The organism is Cupriavidus sp. HPC(L) (genome assembly GCF_000307735.3).
GTDB lineage: Bacteria > Pseudomonadota > Gammaproteobacteria > Burkholderiales > Burkholderiaceae > Cupriavidus.
In genome coordinates, this window is the sequence record NZ_AMPR02000325.1 from 1 (window position 1) to 2,280 (window position 2,280).

The 2,280-nt window shown below is 72.2% G+C and carries 2 protein-coding genes; both read right to left on the reverse strand.

Annotated elements, in window-relative coordinates; translation table 11 throughout:
* A partial coding sequence (locus B551_RS16695) for an aminotransferase class I/II-fold pyridoxal phosphate-dependent enzyme (protein ID WP_023264599.1) occupies nucleotides 1–906 on the reverse strand: 906 nt, incomplete at its 3' end.
* Nucleotides 896–2,280 (reverse strand): adenosylmethionine--8-amino-7-oxononanoate transaminase (gene bioA / locus B551_RS16700; protein WP_023264600.1); only part of this gene is annotated, 1,385 nt, incomplete at its 5' end. The genes B551_RS16695 and bioA, both read right to left, overlap by 11 nt.

Sequence of the window (2,280 nt, forward strand, 5' to 3'; positions counted from 1 at the left end):
CTCGTCGCCCTCGATCAGCGCGAGGCTGGTCAGCAGCGCATGGGCGGCCGCCGGCGGCGCCGCCGTGGTGAAGATATACGTGCGCGCGGTATTGACCAGATGCTCGGCGATCAGCCGATGCGCGGCGACGAAGGCCCCGGCTACTCCGGCCGCCTTGCCCAGCGTGCCGATATAGATCAGCCGCTCCGATGCCAGGCCGAGTTGCTCCAGCACGCCGTGGCCGCGCTCGCCCAGCACGCCGAAGCCGTGGGCATCGTCGACGACCAGCCAGGCGTCGTGCCGCTCGGCCAGCGCCAGCAGTTCGGCCAGCGGCGCGACGTCGCCATCCATGCTGAAGACGCCGTCGGTGACGATCAGCTTCAGCGGCGACGTGCTGGCGGCCAGCAGCGCATCGAGCGCGGCGGCATCGCCATGCGGATAGCGTTGCACGTTGGCACGCGCCAGCCGCGCGCCGTCGATCAGCGACGCATGGTTCAGCGCCTCGCAGAACAGCGTGGCATCGGCGCCGCCGAGCGCGGTCAGCACCGCCAGATTGGCCATGTAGCCGGTGCAGAAGGTCAGCGCGGCCGCGTCCGGAATCGATTCGGCGTACCAGCGCGCCAGTTCGGTCTCGAGCCGGTGATGCGCGAGGCCGTGGCCCGTGACCAGATGCGAGGCGCCGCTGCCGGCGCCCCAGCGCCGCGCGCCGTCGGCAAAGGCCTCGACGATGGCCGGATGGTTGGCCAGGCCCAGATAGTCGTTGCTGCTGAAGCCGAGCAGCGAGCGCGGGTCGGCCTCGCTGCCGTCCGGCAGCAGGGCGCCGACGGTCTGCCGGGGCGCGCACGGCGTATGCGCGATCCGGCGAGTCCGCGTCAGCGCCTGGCGTTCGCGTTCGGCGGCGGCTTGTGTCAGTCGCTCAAGCAGCATCGCGCGCCTCCCTGCCAGGCCCGGCCGGCTTGATCACCTCGTCGAGCGCGGCCAGCAGACGCTCGCCGAGCCAGTTCGCCAGCGGCGCGTCGAAGACGTAGGGCGGCATCACGTACAGCGTGTTGCCGATCGGCCGGACCAGCACGCCGTGCTCCAGCGCGGCGCGATGGAAGTCGGCGGCGAAGGTCTCGGAGGCAAAGGGCTCGCGCAGATCGGCGGCCCAGATCAGGCCGCGCTGGCGCACGTGGCGCAACCGCGCATCGGCGGCCAGGCCGGCCAGCCCGTCGGCCAGCCACTGCGCGCGCTGCCGGTTCATCGCCAGCACGTCGTGCTGCGCGAACAGGTCCAGCGTCGCTACCGCGGCGCGGCAGGCGAGCGGATTGCCGGTGTACGAGTGCGAATGCAGGAAACTGCGCGACAGCTCGTCGGCGACGAAGGCCTGCTGGATCGCGTCGCGCGTCAGCACCAGCGACAGCGGCAGATAGCCGCCGCTGATGCCCTTGGACAGGCACAGGAAATCGGGCCACTGCTGCGCGCCGAGCGCGGCCCCGCCGCGCGACTGCTCCCACGCGAAGAAGGTGCCGGTGCGCCCGCAGCCGACCGCGATCTCGTCGGCGATCAGGTGGACGCGGTAGCGGTCGCACAGCGCGCGCACGCCGTCCAGATAGGCAGGATCGTGCATCGCCATGCCGGCCGCGCATTGCACCAGCGGCTCGACGATCAGCGCGGCGATGCTGGCGGCGCGCTGCTGCAGCAGCGCCTCGAGCTCGTCGAGCGCGCGCTGCGCGACCTCGCGCGGCGATTCGCCGGGCCCGGCCTGGCGCGCATCCGGGGACATCGCCACATGGGCGCGCATCAGCAGCGGATCGTAGGCATCGCGGAACACCGCGACATCGGTGACCGCCAGCGCGCCGACCGTCTCGCCGTGGTAGCCGTGGCGCAGGCAGACGAACTCGCGCTTGCCCGGCAGGCCGGCGTTGCGCCAGAAGTGAAAGCTCATCTTCAGCGCGATCTCGACCGCCGAGGCGCCGTCCGATGCGTAGAACGCATGGCCGAGCGCGCCGCCGGTCAGCGCCGACAGCCGTTCGGCGAGCTCGACCGCCGGCGCGTGCGTGCAGCCGGCCAGCATCACGTGTTCGAGCGTGTCGAGCTGGTCCTTCAGCGCGGCGTTGATCGCGGGGTTCGCATGGCCGAACAGATTGACCCACCACGAGCTGGTCGCGTCGAACAGGCGGCGGCCTTCGTCATCGTAGAGCCACGGGCCTTCGCCGCGGACCACGGCCAGCGGCGGCCGATCGCCGCCGGGACGCAGGCGCGTGCAGGGATGCCATACCGCGCGCTGGCTGCGCGCGGCGAGCCCGCCGCCGTGCTGCC